This window comes from Peribacillus muralis (assembly GCF_001645685.2).
Taxonomy (GTDB): domain Bacteria; phylum Bacillota; class Bacilli; order Bacillales; family DSM-1321; genus Peribacillus; species Peribacillus muralis_A.
The window spans coordinates 3,891,992-3,911,222 of sequence record NZ_CP017080.1; the positions used below are offsets into that span (position 1 = coordinate 3,891,992).

The following is a 19,231-nucleotide window of genomic DNA, read 5'->3' on the forward strand; positions in this document are numbered from 1 at the left end:
GAGTCAGGTATACGCCTGCTCGCACCCCTTAGGTGACAGTCTACCGGGACAATCCCACCTAGGGGGTTTTGTTATTTCCCTCACATTTATTTCACTTCCCTTAAAGGGTATACAGCCAACGGACCATCGCTTTAATAGAGTGTTTATCGTTGCTTAGCTGAAATATGGACGGTCTTCCTTTATATGTTCCATTAAACTCCTTCCAAACCGGATTGGCCGGGCTCCAGTCCACCGCTTTCAACTTTGACATCCTTGTGGAAATCAACTGTTTTCTTTGTTCGAAAAGCCGGTTTTCCATTTGATCATTCGCATAAAGGGCAACCGCAACGAAAAGCGGGTAGCTGGCGAGCATGCATTGCGTGTGATCCCCCATTCGTTCAGGCGGGAACATTTCGAATAGTTCATTAAAATATAGATGAACGAGGGTGATGTATTCGCTGTTTTCAAGCGAACATGAAGATACCTTCTCTTCAATGTTTACGTATACCCTGCCTGTCATGAAGATGCCGATGACTTGCCTTAGCTGCGATAAGGACAGCAGGTTCTTGTTTGCCGGACGGTTGATGGAGCGTTTTTCGAGTTCGACACCGGCAGTTTTTAAGTCTTGATGGGTATGAAGCACCTGGTTGGTGATGACATTGAGGTTGTTTCGCGAGTCGAATGAAATCCGTTTGGATAAGGCCACTTTCTTGCCTTTTAGATTGAGATCCAAGTATAACTGTGATTCCTCAGCCGCTGTAAGTCCCTCGAATACTTGGACGGCAATCGAGCTATCCTTCATGAGTGAATCCAGTTTGTAGGCTTGTTTAACTTTTTCTTCATCCTGTTTTAATGCTTTAAGGATACTGTCCTCCAATTGGGCAAAGGCCGCTATTCGTTGGGTACCGTCAATCATCGTTAGCCGGGTGGCTTCCGTAAGGGTGAGGGTTCCTTCCCTGCAGTTGGCAACGAGCGGCGGCAGGTAGATTTGATTCGTTAACGCGTTTTCCAATAGATAATTCTTGATCGATCGAACGCGCAGCTGATTCGTATCCCTCGTGGCGATTTGACCATTACGGTACATATCGACCAGTTCCATGATGGAATAAGAGACGATTGTCCTTCGCTTCCTGTCCAATTCACTTAGTATCATGCATCCATCCTCCTTCGATTTTCCGTTTGAATTGGAGAGCCGTTTTCTGGATGGCGTTCGTGGTGGAGTGGTTTTTGACTCTTTTTTTTACGGGATCGTACATGTGCGAAAACAGCTCGTCATCATGCTTCCATGTACAGCCCGCCTTCAGCTGCCGCATGTGATCGATTGCTTCTTCATAGGGGATTTCATGATGCAGGTGGAGTTGCTGGATTGTTTGGGCAAGAGCTATTTGGATGCCGGAATAGCCTGATGAGTATGTCTTCCGGTCTGTCATCCTTTTCGGAAAGATATCCAGCCATGCTTCGAAAAATGCTTGTGCAATCGCGAGGATTTCGTCCTTTGTGAACTCTCCTAGTTTGGCTTTACCGGTCATTGTGGTGATCTTTCCTTCAAATAAAGCGATGAGACAGCGCCTCATGATCGTTAGCGAGGTCAAGGCGGTACTGTTCACGGTTATCCTGGACAACGTGTTTTCTATCACCATCTTGCTTTCCAATTTATCGGCTATGATTCTTGTTAGTTCAGCATATTCATCACGCTGGTCGTATTTCATCACCAAGCCGACATGAGGCTCTTTTCGCTTCGTATTAATATCATTGAATAGCTGCCTTTCTTCTTCCGTTTCCAGGTTTAAATAGATTTGGATGGTGACCGGGTAGGACTTTAGCTTATCGATTTGGCTTTGCAGTTTTTTTGCTTCGGCAAAATGGCCGATTTCTTCTTCCGTTTCCTTGCGTGCCCTCAAATGACTGATGGCTGACACCAGAGCGTACGTTCGGTGCTGACCATCGAGTATATAGATTTTACTTCCTGGAGGCAACTCCCCTCCACCGGGCACTTCTTTGATCGCTCCCCTGCTCGAGAAGATGAACGGGGAAAAGTAGAAGTCTCCCTCCGAAACAGAGTCCATGATGAATTCCCTGATTTCTGCCCTTCGTTTGTGATCAAGCTTTCTTTGAACCGACTCATCAACCTCGAAAATGGCCTCCAATGTCGAGAATTGGATTTGCGAGATTAATATTCTCTTTCCAAATTGGGTAAAACTGCTCCCTGCAATCGACACTTTCATTTCTTGATATGTCATGCTCTTCACCTCTCTGCGACCATTATCCTATTTTGTGCTTTATTTGTAAAATCGCTTTCATTTTATACACTTCTAAAATTCACTCCCTTTTGTGACTCATTAACCTGTTAAATTAGCTTACTCTTTACAACAATCCACTAAAGAGATATAATTTTTAATTTCCGTTTTTTATCCGTTCATTCCAACCCATATTGACCGATTAGTTTGTGACCATTCTGTGAATCATTAGCGAATACCATGTCAAAAAGTGATATAAAATGACATTTTTGTTAATAAACCACCACACTAAAAAATAAAGGTTCAATCGTAATAGAATTGAATCACGATTGAACCTTTGAGATTTCCCCGTTGCCTATTGCTCATAAAGTGAATCGTTCATTCACATCCGATCCTGCGATTTTGGTCCGGGAGAACCTGTTTGTCTTGCCTGTTCGTGCAAAGAAGCAAGAGAAGAAATATTCTTGTCACTTATCCAGATTCGCATTTGAAAGCGCCTTGAATAACCATTACAACTGAAGGTAAACTCAAACAAATAGACGGAAGGCCGCCGAGGGATCTCTCGACGGCCTTCCGTTATTGTTATTCTGTCAGCTTCACTTCAATCGCCAAATTACGTAAATAATCCAATAATGGCCGTACCTTCTCTGGTGCTGTCGTATCTGTAAATGAGAAGGACTGCTTCTTCGTTTCCCCAGCGATATCAAGCTGATAGGAAAATGCATCGGCCCCTTGAGACTTGATTCCTGCCATTTTGCTTAACGATAGGCTGGAAAGATCGGCTGTGTCCATTAGACGCTGCAATTCCTCATGTTTTCCCTGCGGTAATTCTTCTGTATCTATCACCACATTCAAATCGAGGTTGGCCATTCCCCCGACACAGCTAAATTGGATGCGCATGTTAGTATTAGCCTCCCATTTCTTTCAATTTAACTATTCAGGCAGCCCGACAGCTTTAAACGCTTCTTCAATCGTTTTGATCGCTGCATGAGGCACCTTGCCACCATCCGCAAGCTTTTGGGCAGCCTTGATGACAACTTGTACGAATTGATTGAAATTCGCTGTCGCAAATAAATTCTGCATCGCATCAAACCAAATCAAGGCCGCTTTGTCCGTTCCGATTTCCATTGATACAAGATAAAAGGCCTTGTTTGGTATCCCGCTGTTGATATGGACTCCATGATTATCCCGCTCGCCTTTATAGAAGTTTCTCATATGATCAGGCTGCATATCCTTCCCCATCAATTTATTATCAAATGCCGTACCAGGTGCTTTCATGGAACGAAGAGCCTGTCCCCTCAGTGTGGGTCCCATTATATCGGCACCAATCAGCCAATCGGCATCTCCAGCCGTCTGCTTTAAGTGATATTGCTTTATGGTCACTCCAAACACATCTGACAGATGTTCATTCAAAGCCCCTGATTGACCTTCATACTCCAAACCACTCGTGAACTGCGTCACCCCATGTGTAAGCTCATGCCCAATCACATCGAGTGAGTTGGCAAAATTGCTAAAAATGACCCCATCGCCATCTCCGAAAACCATTTCATCGCCATCCCAGTAGGCATTCGTGAATTTATTGCCATAATGGACGTTCAGAATGAGATCCAAGCCTTCGTTATCCATTGAATTACGGTGCAGGACATCCTTGAAATAATCACGAACTACTCCACTATAATCATATGCTTGGTTAACAACTGGATCACCGCTTGATCGGTCTCCTTCTTTCCTTGCCTCATTCACCCTGAGCTTCGTTCCACCTTTGCAATCAAATACATGCCGTGCCGACTCACCATGCCTGCCTGAGCCAGCATCGGTTAAAGCGACGACACCATTGATATCATATTCCTTAAAGATTCGGCGCCTTCGCATTTGCCGGCTTTTCGCTAAACTGATCCTTGCCGATTCCACCTCATTCAGGGCCAAATTTTCTAAGATATAATTAGGTACTATGAAACACTGGCACACCGATTTGGAACAATCCTTTTTGTGCATACTAGACACTCCTTCATGAATTTTTTCAAACGATATTCGTTTTTTTCAAGAGTGCAGCTTCTTTTAACGCGCCCAGCCTTCAACATCATTCTCCTAGCAGTAAAGCCGTTCGTTTAGCCTTCTTGTGCAGCATATGTCTATAGATTACTTTCGCCACGCTCCCCTCATTTCCCTCCATTTCCACCCATCCAACTCGATAAGTCCTGCTGAATGAAGCATCCGTGATTGATTCATTCCTCCATCTTTTCTTCATTCGTATACCTTCTGCAACCTCTGATCTTAAAATTGAAAAACCTCAACTCCCATAAGGAATTGAGGCCATCACCGTTATTCTTTTAACTGAGCAAAAAAGATCTTTCCTGCCCGTTCGATGTACGCTTATATGATGCGAGTTGTAACGATGCCCGTGATTTGTTTAATTTTTTCCTCCAAGCCAGGAATCAGTTCACCGTTCACTTCACCGTCAAGATCGATCATCGTATACGCATAGCCACCTCGGCTTCTGTTAACCATATCGGCTATATTCAAATGCAAGCTTGAGACAGCCAGTGTGATTTGCCCAACCATGTTAGGAACGTTTTCGTGGAAAACTGCCACACGTCGCTTTCCTGTATAAGGAAGGGATGTGTTAGGGAAGTTCACGGAATTTTTGATGTTACCTGTTTCTAAAAATCCCTTCACCTGACGAGCGGCCATGATCGCACAGTTCTCCTCTGATTCTTGCGTAGAGGCACCAAGATGTGGGATTGGCACGACATTTTTCATGTTCAACACATTTTCATTCGGGAAGTCGGTAATGAACTGGCCGACTTGTCCGCCTTCAAGTGCAGCTTGCATATCCGCTTCATTCACAAGCTCACCGCGTGAGAAGTTCAGAATATGGACGCCAGGCTTCATGATGCTAAATGTTTCTTGGTTGAACATTCCTCTAGTATCATCCGTCAATGGGACATGTACAGTTATGTAATCCGATTCCGCAAACAACTGCTCAAGCGACATCGCGCGCTGTACATTACGAGATAGATTCCAAGCTGTATCGACGGATATGAACGGGTCAAACCCGATGACATCCATGTCCAGATCAAGTGCATCATTCGCTACAAGCGCTCCGATCGCTCCCAAGCCTATGACACCGAGCGTTTTGCCTTTGATTTCTTTTCCGACGAATTGCTTCTTTCCTGCTTCAACAAGCTTTGGAATTTGCTCCCCTTCACCATCCAGCGTCTTTGTCCAGGCAACACCGGCAAAGAGATTACGAGATGAAGCCATCAATGACGTCAATACCATTTCTTTCACTGCATTGGCATTCGCACCAGGCGTATTGAAAACAACGATTCCTTGCTCCGTGCATCTGTCTACCGGAATGTTATTGACTCCGGCACCTGCCCTTGCGATGGCTTTTAACTCGGAACCGAACTCCATTGCATGCATATTAAAGCTGCGAACTACAATCGCATCAGGGCTTTCACTGTCATTATCAATTGTAAAGCCTTCCTTATTGAATACATTTAACCCGCTTTGTGCAATATTATTTAACGTTTTGATCGTTTTCGCTTTTTCTAAAGTGATTGTACTCATGTCGTTTGCTCCTCTTTTCAATATGGATGGTTTTCAAATTGCTGATAAGATCTTTTAACCTAGCTGCTCCAAGTTCATGAAAATCTGATATTAAACAGAAAGAGGCAAGGGATATAATCCCTTACCTCTGCCCAGGCGAACGGCTACGTCACTATGTGTTCCCTCGCGGTTATCCGCGTTTCGCCAGTTGCACATAGTCTTTTTCATTTTTTTCATTTTATCAAATTATTCAGCAATCTTCAACTTCAATTTAAAAGTTTATCTTTATTCGTTCTTTTGAACGCTGCCAAAAAAATAATCCAAGATGCTAGCAGATCAATAGGATCCATTGTTTTTTAGTCTCCAACTATGAAAAGAACCCAGTGAAATAATCAAGCACCTGTCTTGGAATTTTCTTAATATCTCGGACGGTTCCATCTTTTTATTACCAGTGCCATAAGAAATATGACAAAAGCCATGATCAAAAGGAGGATGAACGGCAATGTCGTCGTAAGAACCGTGACCCATTCGCTTACCTCCGTATCTGACGGTATCACCACAACTTGTTTTATATTATGTTCTTCTGCAGCTCGATTGATTGTATTCAGTGCGAATTCGCTGTTTGGGACAGTCACGCTAAAAGAATGGTCCTCTCCCTGACCTTTCAGGCGACCGCTTATTTCATACACACTTTTTTTTGGCTCCAATTTCAAAGAAGTCACTTTCCCAGCCCCTAATGCTGAATAAAATTCAGCGTCGGTCATGGTCTCCTTCTTCTCAGCACGATCGTAATGATTAAAGGCGAAGCCTACAACCACCAACACGATCACTATACTTACATAAAAAAACTTCCTTCGGAAAATCGCCTTCATCTAATACCTTCTTCCACTACGGTAATAAAGGCAATATTATCATATACAGTTAATAAATTACATGTTTTTCTTGCGATATTACCGATATGCAGGAATATAGGTAACACATTATTGAATTCCTCGAGGAAATGCACTGACCTTTCCTTTGTTTTCATTTGATGAGTATTTAAAGCTAAGTTATATAAAAAATCCAAAAGGCTGGAGGAAAACAACTTGTTTTTCCTTCAGCCTTTCATTACATGATCTCATTATTCCTGAATGTTAGCAGTTTCTTGTATAAAAGAGGGGACATCAAGTTTATATCGTCTCTGCTAGTCGCCAAATTGCGAACTCTTGGTTTTTATGGTTTTCAGATGCAGTGGTACGCCCGTTAGCCGTCTCCACCACTTTTCCATAAATTTCTTCTCCTATTTCCTCTATCGTGTTTAAACCTTCCATGATTTTCCCGGCATTTACATCAATATGTTCAGACATGAGTTCATAAAGTTTCGGATTGGTTCCAATCTTTATTACAGGGACGATTGGTGAGCCTGTCGGAGATCCTTTTCCTGTGGAAAACAAAATAATCTGTGCTCCTCCTGCTGATAGCCCCGCTACTGATTCTACATCATATCCAGGTGTATCCATAAAAATAAAGCCTTTTTTTGTTGGTGATTCCGCGTAATCAACAACTTCCATTAAAATTTCATCTCCACCTTTTTTTATACAACCTAATGATTTTTCTTCTAATGTAGTCAAACCTCCTGCCATATTTCCTGGGGTTGGATTTGCAGATCGAATGTCTTCGCCTGTTGCTTTGATTCTTTCTTCATATTCTTTTATAATTTCAAGGAATTTCCTTCCTACTTCTGGATTTACCGCTCGATTGGCTAGAATATGCTCTGCACCGATTGCTTCGGTTGTCTCTGCTAGAATGCTAGTCCCGCCATCTCCTACAAAGGCATCCGAAAAAGCTCCGATTGCCGGATTCGCTGTAATACCAGACCAAGCATCCGAGCCCCCACATTCCAATCCTACGGTAAGCTCTGTTATATTTACTGTTTCCATCCTTTCAGACTTACTCCTCTCGATTGCGTTTTCTAACCAGTGTTTTCCTTCTTCAAGTACGTCTGAGACCGATTTTCCTTTATCGAAATAAATAGCATGTACATGATGATTCTCATCATGCACTAGTTCCGTAATCTCTTCAGCAAGCTCGTCTTTTTCCATCCCTAAAAATAGGGTAGCGCTTACATTCGGGTGTCCTGCCGTTCCTTTCAAGGTTCGAATTGTCTGTTCGAGATCCTCAGGGAACTGAGCTTGTCCTCCCTGTTGTACCACTGGAATGACACCCGGTACAAGTTGAGCCAATTTTTTAGTAAGACTACTCAATTCGCTTATGATATTAATGACTATCACGTGGTTTCTGATACCTATACTTCCATTGGGTCTCCGATATCCTCTAAATGTTTTCATGGTATGACACATCCTCAATAAGTTTTTATCAACAACAGGAACACTGACAGGAACATTCAAAATTTTCCCTACATATGTTTTTTGCCATGATTACTAAAATAATCTTTAAGGAGGAGTTTCATTGGGTAGAGATATGTTCTTCATTATTCACATATCGTTCTTCCTCTTTCAGGCCACGAACATTGAAGACATGGACATGGTAACCTGGGAGGATTTCCGCTGTCGAAATCCCCATACATTCACCATATTTAATAATTCTTTCATTATTTCGGATATGGGATGTAGCCACTTTATGTCCGTATGGGATATTTTTCATTACCAGTATTTTCTCATTAAAGCCTTTTATAGTTAACAACTGGCCTGGTTCGACATTTTTCAGTACGACAGCTACATTATCCAGCTCATTTAATTTAATTGCGTTAAAGGTTTGATTCATTATGCATCTTCCTCCTTTTTCCATATCAAAAAGTTGTTCCTACATGAGGTATTGAAAATTCCCCCAACTCAAACTTCTCGAGGTTCGTTTGTTTGCCTGAGCTTATATTCAGTAATTCGCTGATTACCCTTTTCACTTGAATTGAATGTTCATCTTCGGTAATCAAATGATCGATGAGCTCGTTAAAAGGACCATCTGAAGTTTGCGGTGCTACTGTCATGCATGGTAAAGCTATTGATCCCGTCAGGATGCCTCGGCTGCTAACGACCATCACAATATTACATCCACTAGAGGCCATATTCGATACAGTCTCCACGATGTTACTCGAAGATTTCATCAAATGAAGTCCCTTTTCTATCGGAATATCACTGTAGTCAAGCAAACTACGTATTTGGTTTTTGCCTGTCATTTTAACCTCCAAAGCGGCTATTTTTTTTTTTTCGTCAGAAAAACTACCATGAGTAATTAGTTGATTTTCTACATATTTCCACCGTTTTCTGTGTAATCCTTCTCCAAAATTACTTAGCTTATTTTTGACTTCTTCATTTTCAGAGCGTTGCGACAGTATTGAACCAGCAGGCTCTAAAGTATCTGTTAGTCCCATAATGACTGTAGCATCATTGTCGACCAATAAATCAACGACTCCCCCAACCACTGAGGATACTTTATTTAAAGTACTCTCATCCATATCTGTGGTAACAATCCCAACAGTCAATGATGAAATGGGCAAACGCTCTCTCTTTTCCTCTGTAATTTCAACTGCCCACTGTTTGGCAATTTGGATGCCTTTTTTTATAGTATTTTCTCCTCCGGCCAATTGCTGAATACCAATCCCCTGTATTGGCTTGGTTTTAGGGATGCTTTTCAGTAATCCGCTGATTTGATTTGTTTCACATCCAAGACCTACAAGAAGTGCAGCATAGAGGTTAGGGTTGGAAGCAACTCCCACCAGCATATTTTTTGTTACCTTGAAATCATCTCCAAGCTGAGCGCAACCATTTGTATGGACAATCGGAATAGCTTCATGAACGCTTTCTGAAATTTCCTTGGCGATTACACTGGAACATACTACAGAACATACTACACCTATATAATTTCTTGTTCCGGCAGATCCATCAAGTCTTGGATATCCTTCAAAAAAATAAGCCATATAATAATCTCTCCTTTTTTATTTACAACAAAAAATGAATCTCTTACTTTTTTTCTAGCTCACTAGCATCCATTGATGAGAGCATCTCCTAAGCTGGCTTATTTTCATCAATCTGTTTATTCGAGCTTTGATAGAACTCAACCTTTCCATCAATTCCTTTACGCTTTTGGTATTTATCTGCAAGGATAACGACGATAGGAACTAGTAATGCCGTTGAAATTGATGCAATCGAGATTTGAGCCGTTGCAGTCCCTACAAGGTTTTGATAAATCAGTGCTTCCTTTACGTCCATCAATCCACTTCCAGCTGCTACAGAAGCTGCCGCAGCAATGGCTGCAGGAGTAGCGACTGCATTTCCAGCAGTGGATGCTTCTGCCCATGCAGCGATAAAACTTTTCTCGCGGAAGATTTTGAATGCAAGAGCCATTGCTCCACCTGAAAATATTACAGTCATTAACGCAAGGGCAATGCCAGCCAAGAGCACTTCGGGATTGAGGAAATTGGATAAATTCATTCCCGCACCTAAAGCAAAAGCGAAGAAAGGAATCACCAGTGTTTCACCGGCAGATAAAAATTCACGTATATCACCATCCAGATTCCCTAACAACATGCCTAACAAAATGGGCAAGAGCACGGCAATAAAAGCAACTAAGGGGAAGTTCGCTCCCATCATTCCAAGCGCCATTAATGTGAAGAATGGTCCATCATTTAGTGAAAGTACAGCCGTTGCTCCAACATCGGAGCGATTGCCGTATTGTCCCGTCAAAGCTGCGAACATGCCACCATTTCCGTTTGTCATGGCAGCGATGATGGCCATTGTAGATAGTCCCAGAAACCCATTCACTGGATCAGATAAAATTCCCCATACCATTCCAACCACAACACCTGCCATGTATTTCGCTGAAGTCAGGATGACCCCTTTTTTTAAAGCCCTGCCTCCTACACGGATATTCATTTGGCTACCTGCACAAAACAAGAAGAGAGCACATAACGTCAACGCCCCGTCTTTAAATAAAGCTTGTGCAAAACCGCCAATCTGAAAGAATTCATAATACCCCGCTTCATTAGCAGCAACCCCGAGGCGTTTTAACAAGTTCATGATAAAAGGAACATGAATTTGATCTATTGTATTCAGCAAAGCCCCCATAAGAAGTGGTACTACCATAAGGCCTCCAGGAACTCTATCAATTGATTTTTTTATTTGCATATCCAATCCCCCAATTTTTTTTGGATTCATTGCAAATGAGTTTATACTAAAAAATTCTTAATATTCAATTAATTTAAATCATTATGGAACCTACTATATTTCACCATTCGCATTTTGAAGGGACTTTGGGACAGAGTTCGTGATAGCTAATTGATCTCCATCCTTCACCAAAAATTTGTTTGGCTGCCCCACTGGAGGTTTCCCTGTCGCAATTAATACTCCATGCTTCAACGTCAAAAATACCATTTAATCTAAGTTATCCAATTCTGCCCTACTTGAGTTTTCGTCACAATGGGTGGACTGGCTTATGCAAAAGTATCCGGCGTTTTACCACTTGTCCATTGGCCCACTTACATCGTTCATGAATGTATAGTCAAAAATGCATTAGCAAGCTTCATCTTCATTATCAGTAATGCGATTGGCTTCTTTTCCAATATCTAAAACTAGCGTCACTCCCATTCTATCCTATAAACGTAAAAGCAATTTGAACTCACTCGGATCATTTCGAGGCCATTGTTGTTGGCATCTTTGGAATGCCAAGCCCTTTTGCCCCAAGATATGATGTTTTTGCTTCTGGATAGTATCGCTCTATCATTTGAAGACCGATTGCTGCCCGGCGTACTCGTTCTTTAACGAGAGCAATGTTCGTTTGTTCCCATTGCTTTCCTGAAGGATAAACATCCGGATGATTACGAAGGCCGAATTTAATATATACCGGTGCCAATACACGAATGATTTCAGGAATTTCATAGTATCGCAGGAAACCGCCTAAGTTATCCGGAACTTCTACATATAGATCGATCGGGATATCAATCGCCTGACGGATGGCTGCCAATTTCCATAGTGTAAGTGCAGTTGGAACGTTATAAGTGTCTGCACCCAGATCTTGCATCAGCTTAATTGAAACGGGGTTAGCCGAACCCATTTGAACCGATCCTTTCACAACAAAGTCTTCAGGCAGCTGACGGGCCTTTTTCATTTCTTTTGTAAGTAGCAACAAACCCTCATCAGCTACTAATGCACCGCGAAGTCCAAGTTTGGCGCCTCTTTTTAAATCCTCCATGGCGTAAACCAGTTGATCTGCCCCTTCATGGCGCAATGCGATGGACTGTCCACCACTTGTTAATGGCTGGGCACTTATATCCCATGTACCTCTTGGACCCACAAATAAACTCAGTTCCATTCCTCTATCAGCAGTAAGCTGGCACATTTCCTTGATTTCTTCATCTGTTTGAAGCATAATACCGCTTCCTTGCGATATCCGGTGAATGTTTATCCCGTAATGGTCCATTTCTTTTACTGTTTCGGTTAAAGCGGCTGGGCCTTCAACGCTAGGTATTTCAACGCGGTACTGTGCACCGTCTGGAAACCTTTTCTTTGAAGTGGGCAGATCTTTCATGTCTGTAGAAGGGTAACCAAGAGACTCTAATAATTGACGGGATTCTCTCATTTTTTCATACCTTCTTCCGTATAAATGATTTTTAAAAGCGATGAGACTTTCTCTGATAGATTTGTTGGATACATATCAAAAGGCGCACGGTGTCCTGCTTCTTCGTTGAACCACCTTTGATGTACGGCTTCTTTCATCGATGTGAAGAATGTTGGGCAAAGTGTATATATCTCCATTAACTGCGATAATAGCCTATGCTTATTTTCCGCCTCGGTTAAGTTTCCAAACCGATATGCTTCGTATAATCCGACCGAAATCTCGGGGGCGAAGACAGAGCTTCCATTGATACTGCCAGCTGCACCTATCATAAGCCCTGGCAATACATGCTCATCAAAGGCTGTAAACACCATAAAGTCGTCTCTCACCTTGTTCACTTCGGTAATCATTTCCCTGATATGGCCAATCTCACTTACAGTTTCTTTAATACCGATAATATTCCGATGCTGGGCGGCAAGCTTCTTGACCAGCTCTGTCGAGAGTGATTGTCCCGTTAAGGAAGGGATGTTGTAGAGGATTACCGGAAGATCTGCATGTTCCGCAATGATGGAGAAAAAACGATATAATTGCTCACTGGAAAGGGGCCAGTAATATGGATTTACTGCAAGTACGCCATCGGCTCCATGCTCTTTTGCATGAGTACATAATTCAAGAACCTCTTTTAATGAGGTATGACCTATACCTATCAATACAGGAACACGTTTATTAATATATTGAAGCATTTCCGCTACATAAAGCTTACGTTCTTCAATGGTCAATGAAGAAAATTCACCTGAGCTTCCAGCCAATAAAACACCTTGCACATCATGCTTCAGCAGCTCGGATAAATACCTTCTATTCAAGTCCAAATCAATCTCTCCAGTTGTATCAAATAAAGTGACTACTGGCGGAATAATCCCGTGAAACTTCATTTACCTGCACTTCCTTTCATAATGAATCTACCCTTTTATAAAAATCGTCTTGATGGCAGTATAAAATTCCTTGGCGGCCTGCCCTTGCTCTCGTGCTCCTGAACTGGAGGCTTTCATTCCTCCAAAGGGTGCTTGAAGTTCGACTCCAGCACTTTCAGCATTGATTCTAACAAGACCTGCATCAATCTCATCTATAAATTCCAACACAGCGCTTATATTAGATGTATAAATGGAGGCACTCAACCCATACCTCGTATCATTCGCCACTTTAATGGCTTCTTCCAGGTCGTTAACTCGGAGCAGGGCAATTACTGGTCCGAAAATTTCTTCTTGGGCTATTTTCATATCCGGCTTTACACCCCCGAAAATAGCCGGGCGTACATAAAATCCCTCTTCATGTTCTTCACCTGTGATTGTTTTCCCCCCCGTTATAAGAGCGGCCCCCTCTTTTTTTCCAAGTTCGATATATTCCCTTACAGTATTAAATTGCCTTTCACTAGCGCATGGGCCCATCCAGACTCCTTCAATGAGCCCATTACCTACAGTAATTTTTTCCGTTTCTTCAACTAATTTTTTCACAAACGCATCATAAATGGAGCTCTCTACGATGACCCGGCTTGTAGCCGTGCATTTTTGGCCTGTGGAACGGAAGGCACCGCTTATCACACCTTCGACTGCTCTTGCTATATCAGCATCCTTCGTTATGATCACCGGGTTTTTCCCGCCCATCTCCAATTGGAACTTGATTCCACGTTCAGTTGCGGCTTTGGCTACACCTTCACCGACCGCTTCCGAACCTGTAAAAGTGACCGCGTTCAATAGAGGGTGATCGATTAACTCCTGACCGATTACGGAACCCGACCCCGTTATAAAATTCAAAACTCCATCAGGGAGACCTGCTTCGGCAAAGCATTCCACAATTTTAGCCGCTGTCACAGCTGCTTCGGTCGCTGGCTTAAACACGACCGTATTGCCATATACAAGTGCAGGAGCAATTTTCCAAATGGGAATGGCAGCAGGAAAGTTCCACGGAGTAATGACCCCTACAACGCCAAGGGGTGCTCGCTTTGTAAACATAAGTGCATCCTTATCGGATGAAGGGATGACATCCCCCTCCTTTCTAATGCCTTCACCGGCATAATAGCGAAGGATCGCGATGCCGCGGGAAGTTTCTCCTTTTGATTCATGAAGTGTTTTTCCCATTTCCCTAGTCATGGTTTCGGCTATTTCATCCAATTTCCCCTCAAGTAGGTTTGCCACTTTGTATAGAAATTGACCTCTTTCTGCCTGTCCTATTTTTCTCCATGTTTTTTTTGCCAGGTGTGCTGATTGAATAGCTTTATCTAAATCAGATGCCGTCGAATCTTGAACGTACCCTACAATCGTTCCTTTTCTTGCCGGATCAAAGCTTTCAATAGTCTCTTGTGATTCCGAGGCTACCCATTCATTGTTAATATAGTTTTTACATATCTTTTCCTTTGAAAGGGTTTTCATTTCAACAGCTCCTTTTCCCAGTTTTAAAAAAACTTATTCTTGCCCTCTATCAACAGCTTGGTTAAAAACTCCCGTATACCCAGCAATTTGAGATAAACGAGAAGCTAATTTCATGATTTCTTCCTTTGCCGCATCCTTCTTTGTTTCCCAACTATTATTCATCATCGTAAAACTTACACCAGCTATGATTTTGTTTTCATAATTATAAATAGGTGCTGCCACACAGCTAAAACCAAGAGCTGCTTCTTCATTCTCAATTGCGTATCCGTTTTTTTGTGCCATTCGGACACTTTCGTATAAATCATCAATATTTGAAATGGTAAATGGCGTTTTTTGTTCCCATATCCTTGAATGGAATATTCCAGCCAGCTCATCCTTTGAATGTTGAATCAATTGTATCTTTCCTATTGCAGACGCATAGGCCGGAAACCGCATTCCTGGATCTGTGATAAGCCTCACTCTGGAATCACCTTCCATCTTTCCTAAATAAACGACATTTTCTTCATCCAAAACCCCAAGTTGAATATGTTCATTAATGCTTGCAACGGAAATGGCCGCTTCTTTATAAAATGATTGAAGCATATTGAATTGATTAAAATAAGCTGCGCTAAGTCCTCCGATAGTCGGACCAAGCTTATAAGTATCTCCTTCCTCCTTAGTGACCCACTTTAGAACTTCTAAGGTGTTCAGCAATGAAAACAAGGAACTTTTATTTATTCCCAATTTTTTCGATAAGTCAATCAACCGTAATTGATCGGGATTCTCCCCTATTTCCTTTATAATCTTGTCTGCTCTTTCTATTGCAGGAACCCAGTACTTTTCACTCATGAATATCTTCCACCTCTTATTCATACATTCGATTTACTTTTTTCAGTTTAATATAATAAACTAAGTTTTTTATATTAAACTATTTACAATTTTACCATATTAATGTAAATTATCAAATAATTAATTTGAATATTCTATTTTTTAACCAATAAAAAAAGACACAACCCCATTGAAAGGGTGTGTCCTGCTCTTTCATTAATCTTGACTAAATCCACTTTCATCCATGTAGAATACTTCCCAAAGATGTCCGTCGAGATCCTTGAAGCTCCAACCGTACATGAAGCCATGATCGATTGCATCATTAGAAGGCTGGGCGCCAGCAGTCAAAGCACTATTGACGACATCATCGACTTCTTGCTTACTATTTACGGAGAGGGCGACAATCGCTTCTGCACTCGTCTCCGAATCGGGAATGTCCTTTTTTGTAAACGTCTTGAAGTAGTCCTCAACCAGCAGCATGACATATATCGAATCACTGATAACCATGCACGTTGCGTTTTCATTGGTCATTTGCTCGTTAAAGGCAAAACCCACTTTTGTGAAGAATTGTATTGAAGCATCCAAATCTTTAACAGGCAGGTTAACGAAAATCTTCTCTGCTTGAACTCCCATCAAATTCACCCTCACTTGGTTAATTTACGTTCACTGCCCTACTATTCGCTCTTTTTTTTGAATATCCTGCCGGCAGCAAATATTTCCTTCACTCCTAGAAGATGATTTCCTACTTTCCCTTGGGTTTCACCATCCACTAATAAGCAGGGTTCCTTCAAATATAAAACATGATATTTCATTTTTAAGACGTTGGCGTTAAAGCTCATAAACCAATCTATAAGATAGTTCACTGCAAGCGGTCTCAAGCAATATCTTTCTATTACTCAGTATTGTCTGGGTTTTGCGTGTATACATAGCTGGTATATCAATAGATGCCCATACAATCTTTATGTGATTTCAAAGATGATTATTTTGAAATAAGGTTTCTCAACTGAAACATATTATTCCATTTTAGGAACCAAGAAACCATAACTTCAAGTCATACTAAAATAAAATAATTTCAAGGAGGGAAGCACATGAAAAATCACATTAAAACTTGGAGTATCAAGAACGTATGTTTTTTACTAGTTTTGGTTTTGTTCTCTTCAGCTATATTACCAGGGCTGAAATTTTCTTTTGAAAGAGCTAATGCAGAGAATATAAATACAGCTGAATTTATTCGTCCGTTTTCTAACCAAGCGCTTGAAGCACCACCTATTAACCAAGGAAGAGCAATTAACACCAAGTATCCCAGAATGACAACTCCTGCAGTTGAAGCTTTTTCGCATGATGATGGTACAGGAACAGGTTATTTAAATGTATCATGGGAGCCCATAGATAATGTCACAAAATATCAAGTGCTTATATTTAATGGTTCAAAACATAGTTACTGGACTGTTCCGGCTGACCAAGTTTTTTGGACTACTAAAGGAAAAGGGATGTTTCCCACTGTTGAACAACTGGAAGAAGGACAAGTAGATTATTTGCGTAATGGTAGCGGAACAGAATTTCCAATAGATCCTTCACCATTTTACAAGAAAGCACATGAATTGAATGGTGGATTAAATTATTCTGGCAGTCAACATTACTATATCCGAGTGGCAGCAATATTTGAGGATGGAGCAAGTCCGCTATCTTATGCAAATGTAACACAAATTCCATTGGACACACCCAAATTATCCAACGCCGATATTGTTATGGATCCTAATAATCAGGAAGGATATGCACACATCGAGTGGAATCCAGTCAATGATGCAACAGGTTACTTTATTCATATTTTTAATGGAATAAATTTCGAAACGCTAGATGTGGGAAATGTAACTACTTTTTCTACAAAAAATGAAGGAATTTGGACAGCGGATACAGAAAATTCTCAAGGGCAATACTATTTACTTCATGATCTAATAGGAGGAACCTTCCCCTATGAACCTTACAAATTATACAAAAACATCGAGGAAGTTGACCAATTAAATAGTTATATTGTTACTGTATCCGCCTATAATAACCGCGGGGAGACTTCTCGTACTACTGAAGAAGCTGCACTTCCTTTTGAAATTAATACAAATGATATAGAAATAGAATATGTTGATGAAGCAATAAATAATGATGAAGAAATCCCTATTATTGATAACGATATGCTTGGAGATCCCCGAACATTTGAACCTATCGATTTGTCAAATGTTGAAGATAGTGTATCAGAAGTATATATAAACAATGTGGAAGTCCAACCTAGAATTTGGGGATAGTTCTTAGGGTCGTGCTTATAGGTGGGAAACCTGCTGTTAAATATGGTAGTAAGATTTACAAAAAAGTGCCCAAAAGCACGGTTACTAATGCCTTAAAGAATTTCAAATCAAAGAAAATGTCAATTGGTGGCAGTAATAAAGTTCTGTTAGATAAAAGTGCAATGAAGCATATATTAGAAAGGCACCACCCTAAATATTGGACAGGGTATCAAGATAAAACAATGTTCAATCCAAAACTTTCTATAAATGATATTCAAAATATGATTGTAAAAATAGTTGGAAATAATAAAGCTAAAATTAAATCTGGAAATGGGTACGCTGAGATTAATACAACAGTTAATGGCAAAAAGTACAGGTTAATTATAAAGAAATATAGAATAACATCATTCTACCCCAGATAGGTGGTTCATAGATGTTTATCATTGAAACTTATATATCAAAAAATGGTTATGATGCTATAGATAAAAAGCAATTATTAGTTAACGAGGATTTTATTCCAATCCATCACTTACATGCTAAGAAATTAGCAAATCAACAGCTTATTCATACAAAAGGCACGACCTTTTACGGCACAGTACTTATAGCTTATCAACATCAATTTCTCTCGAGCTTTTATGATTGGGATGATGTTGATGGTATATGGCTTTCAATTTTACAGGCAATGACTGATTGTTTATGTACCGGCTTTGGCAGCAGTGGCTTTTCGGAACGTTCCATGAATTGGGAAATGAAAAAGCTAATGAAAAAAAATCCCACTGTTTTATTTACATGGGATCATGGTTTCGCTAGCCAAGAATGGAATGACGTTCCTAGTAAATCGATCGTGAGCTTCCCTGAAAAGGTATTATTGAACCATATTATAGAAAAGGGAACTGAGTACTTAACATTTAGAGAGGCTTTATATGATAGCGGTCCAATTCAAAATATTAACCAGTTAGTTAACAATCTTAAATCTTTTAAATAGTGTTTTAGAGATATGCGAGACTTAAGCTTCACTAAGCGAAGTGAAGCTTAAGTCTCTAAACATTGGAGCGAATCCCCTCTATGTTAACGATAAAGGGACGAAAAATACTACGGTGTCTCTAGTGGTGTTTGGTAATACGTGTCTCATAAATAAAAACAGCTCTTCCAGCATTGGCTGAAAGGACTGGCTGTTTCTTCCATAGTTCGTTTAAGGATTTCCCTGCAAATTGTCCACCTCCACTATCGAAGGGCCGTTTGGATGTGCCGATATCACCCAGCACTCCCTTTTCCGGAATCCAGCTTCAACCAGCCGCACAAACTTCCGCAGCTGTCATGCTTTCTTTAAATGAATCAGGAGCGATCACAATCTTCATTACATCCACCTACCTTATATTTTTATCCACATGAATTGATAAGGAGTAAG

At 41.0% G+C, this 19,231-nt stretch carries 20 protein-coding genes and 1 riboswitch; of the genes, 3 read left to right on the plus strand and 17 right to left on the minus strand.

The window, feature by feature from the left end; translation table 11 throughout:
• Positions 1 to 100 precede the first annotated feature (100 nt).
• The 16 genes from ABE28_RS18885 to ABE28_RS18960 all read right to left on the minus strand — a co-directional run bounded on the left by ABE28_RS18885 (position 101) and on the right by ABE28_RS18960 (position 16,180).
• Positions 101 to 1,132, minus strand: coding sequence for a DNA sulfur modification protein DndB (locus tag ABE28_RS18885; RefSeq protein ID WP_064465429.1), 1,032 nt, complete (start codon positions 1,130 to 1,132; stop codon positions 101 to 103).
• On the minus strand, positions 1,119 to 2,219 hold the full coding sequence (locus ABE28_RS18890) for a DNA sulfur modification protein DndB (protein WP_064465430.1): 1,101 nt from the start codon (positions 2,217 to 2,219) through the stop codon (positions 1,119 to 1,121). The genes ABE28_RS18885 and ABE28_RS18890 overlap by 14 nt, the downstream gene beginning before the upstream one ends.
• A gap of 579 nt (positions 2,220 to 2,798) precedes the next feature.
• Positions 2,799 to 3,116 (minus strand): protealysin inhibitor emfourin, encoded by a 318-nt coding sequence (locus tag ABE28_RS18895; protein ID WP_064465431.1) that lies wholly within the window; start codon positions 3,114 to 3,116, stop codon positions 2,799 to 2,801.
• 33 nt (positions 3,117 to 3,149) lie between these two features.
• Positions 3,150 to 4,211 (minus strand): M4 family metallopeptidase, encoded by a 1,062-nt coding sequence (locus tag ABE28_RS18900; RefSeq protein WP_064465432.1) that lies wholly within the window; start codon positions 4,209 to 4,211, stop codon positions 3,150 to 3,152.
• Positions 4,212 to 4,296: 85 nt separating this feature from the next.
• Positions 4,297 to 4,464: a hypothetical protein gene (locus ABE28_RS25220; RefSeq protein ID WP_156775830.1), complete on the minus strand. Its 168-nt coding sequence runs from the start codon at positions 4,462 to 4,464 to the stop codon at positions 4,297 to 4,299.
• 125 nt (positions 4,465 to 4,589) lie between these two features.
• Positions 4,590 to 5,789: a phosphoglycerate dehydrogenase gene (locus ABE28_RS18905; protein WP_064465433.1), complete on the minus strand. Its 1,200-nt coding sequence runs from the start codon at positions 5,787 to 5,789 to the stop codon at positions 4,590 to 4,592.
• A 122-nt stretch (positions 5,790 to 5,911) separates the two neighbouring features.
• A riboswitch (ZMP/ZTP riboswitch) is annotated at positions 5,912 to 5,990 on the minus strand.
• Positions 5,991 to 6,184: 194 nt separating this feature from the next.
• The gene (locus ABE28_RS18910; protein WP_064465434.1) at positions 6,185 to 6,640 is read right to left on the minus strand and encodes an ATP-dependent metallopeptidase FtsH/Yme1/Tma family protein; all 456 of its coding nucleotides are present in this window, start codon (positions 6,638 to 6,640) and stop codon (positions 6,185 to 6,187) included.
• 297 nt (positions 6,641 to 6,937) lie between these two features.
• A complete protein-coding gene (locus ABE28_RS18920) occupies positions 6,938 to 8,095 on the minus strand; it encodes a UxaA family hydrolase (protein WP_064465436.1) in 1,158 nt (385 codons plus the stop codon).
• A 118-nt stretch (positions 8,096 to 8,213) separates the two neighbouring features.
• Positions 8,214 to 8,531, minus strand: a complete 318-nt coding sequence (locus ABE28_RS18925; protein ID WP_064465437.1) for a UxaA family hydrolase — start codon at positions 8,529 to 8,531, stop codon at positions 8,214 to 8,216.
• Between the two features lie 25 nt (positions 8,532 to 8,556).
• Positions 8,557 to 9,681 (minus strand): UxaA family hydrolase, encoded by a 1,125-nt coding sequence (locus ABE28_RS18930; protein WP_064465438.1) that lies wholly within the window; start codon positions 9,679 to 9,681, stop codon positions 8,557 to 8,559.
• A gap of 88 nt (positions 9,682 to 9,769) precedes the next feature.
• Positions 9,770 to 10,888, minus strand: a complete 1,119-nt coding sequence (locus tag ABE28_RS18935; RefSeq protein WP_064465439.1) for a 2-keto-3-deoxygluconate permease — start codon at positions 10,886 to 10,888, stop codon at positions 9,770 to 9,772.
• Between the two features lie 499 nt (positions 10,889 to 11,387).
• On the minus strand, positions 11,388 to 12,338 hold the full coding sequence (locus ABE28_RS18940) for a U32 family peptidase (protein WP_064465440.1): 951 nt from the start codon (positions 12,336 to 12,338) through the stop codon (positions 11,388 to 11,390).
• A complete protein-coding gene (locus ABE28_RS18945) occupies positions 12,335 to 13,246 on the minus strand; it encodes a dihydrodipicolinate synthase family protein (protein ID WP_064465441.1) in 912 nt (303 codons plus the stop codon). The genes ABE28_RS18940 and ABE28_RS18945 overlap by 4 nt, the downstream gene beginning before the upstream one ends.
• Before the next feature lie 27 nt (positions 13,247 to 13,273).
• On the minus strand, positions 13,274 to 14,740 hold the full coding sequence (gucD, locus tag ABE28_RS18950) for an alpha-ketoglutaric semialdehyde dehydrogenase GucD (protein ID WP_064465442.1): 1,467 nt from the start codon (positions 14,738 to 14,740) through the stop codon (positions 13,274 to 13,276).
• 33 nt (positions 14,741 to 14,773) lie between these two features.
• Positions 14,774 to 15,568: an IclR family transcriptional regulator gene (locus ABE28_RS18955; RefSeq protein ID WP_064465443.1), complete on the minus strand. Its 795-nt coding sequence runs from the start codon at positions 15,566 to 15,568 to the stop codon at positions 14,774 to 14,776.
• Positions 15,569 to 15,763: 195 nt separating this feature from the next.
• Positions 15,764 to 16,180: a VOC family protein gene (locus ABE28_RS18960; RefSeq protein WP_064465444.1), complete on the minus strand. Its 417-nt coding sequence runs from the start codon at positions 16,178 to 16,180 to the stop codon at positions 15,764 to 15,766.
• Between the two features lie 455 nt (positions 16,181 to 16,635).
• Between ABE28_RS18960 and ABE28_RS18970 the strand changes: the two genes are divergently transcribed.
• The 3 genes from ABE28_RS18970 to ABE28_RS18980 are packed head-to-tail and all read left to right on the plus strand — an operon-like array spanning position 16,636 to position 18,808.
• Positions 16,636 to 17,844, plus strand: a complete 1,209-nt coding sequence (locus tag ABE28_RS18970; RefSeq protein WP_064465446.1) for a hypothetical protein — start codon at positions 16,636 to 16,638, stop codon at positions 17,842 to 17,844.
• Positions 17,835 to 18,245 (plus strand): EndoU domain-containing protein, encoded by a 411-nt coding sequence (locus tag ABE28_RS18975; protein WP_064465447.1) that lies wholly within the window; start codon positions 17,835 to 17,837, stop codon positions 18,243 to 18,245. The genes ABE28_RS18970 and ABE28_RS18975 overlap by 10 nt, the downstream gene beginning before the upstream one ends.
• A gap of 11 nt (positions 18,246 to 18,256) precedes the next feature.
• On the plus strand, positions 18,257 to 18,808 hold the full coding sequence (locus ABE28_RS18980) for a hypothetical protein (RefSeq protein ID WP_064465448.1): 552 nt from the start codon (positions 18,257 to 18,259) through the stop codon (positions 18,806 to 18,808).
• 301 nt (positions 18,809 to 19,109) lie between these two features.
• Here the strand turns inward: ABE28_RS18980 and ABE28_RS26135 are convergent, their stop codons facing one another.
• Positions 19,110 to 19,181: a glycerate kinase gene (locus ABE28_RS26135; RefSeq protein WP_156775963.1), complete on the minus strand. Its 72-nt coding sequence runs from the start codon at positions 19,179 to 19,181 to the stop codon at positions 19,110 to 19,112.
• Positions 19,182 to 19,231 lie beyond the last annotated feature (50 nt).